Genomic DNA, 555 nt, shown 5'->3' on the forward strand with positions numbered 1-555 from the left:
CATCCAGTTCGCGATCAACCCCGCGGACGGCCGCCTCGTGGTGATCGAGATGAACCCCCGCGTCTCGAGGTCGTCGGCCCTGGCGTCCAAGGCGACGGGATTCCCGATCGCCAAGATCGCCGCCCGGCTCGCGATCGGGTACTCGCTCGACGAGATCACCAACGACATCACCGGCGAGACCCCGGCGTGCTTCGAGCCGACCCTGGACTACGTCGTGGTCAAGGCGCCGCGGTTCGCGTTCGAGAAGTTCCCGGGCGCCGACGACACCCTCACCACCACCATGAAGTCCGTCGGCGAGGCCATGAGCCTGGGCCGCAACTACCGCGAGGCGCTGGGCAAGGTCATGCGCTCGCTGGAGACCAAGGCCGCGGGCTTCTGGACCCTCCCGGACGAGACGATCGCGCCCGGCCGGTCGACCGACGTCGACGCCGTGCTCGCGGACCTCGTGCGGCCGACCGAGGGGCGGATGTACGACGTCGAGCTGGCCCTGCGCCTCGGTGCGACCGTCGACCAGGTCCACGAGGCCTCGGGCATCGACCCGTGGTTCGTCGACGA

General features: G+C 69.9%; 1 pseudogene. It reads left to right on the forward strand.

The annotated features are described in order from the left end of the window. Positions 1 to 555 (forward strand): annotated as a pseudogene (gene carB / locus B4M60_RS02610) (carbamoyl phosphate synthase large subunit); the annotation flags it as partial.

The sequence above is a fragment of the Dietzia sp. UBA5065 genome, from assembly GCA_002415925.1.
GTDB lineage: Bacteria > Actinomycetota > Actinomycetes > Mycobacteriales > Mycobacteriaceae > Dietzia.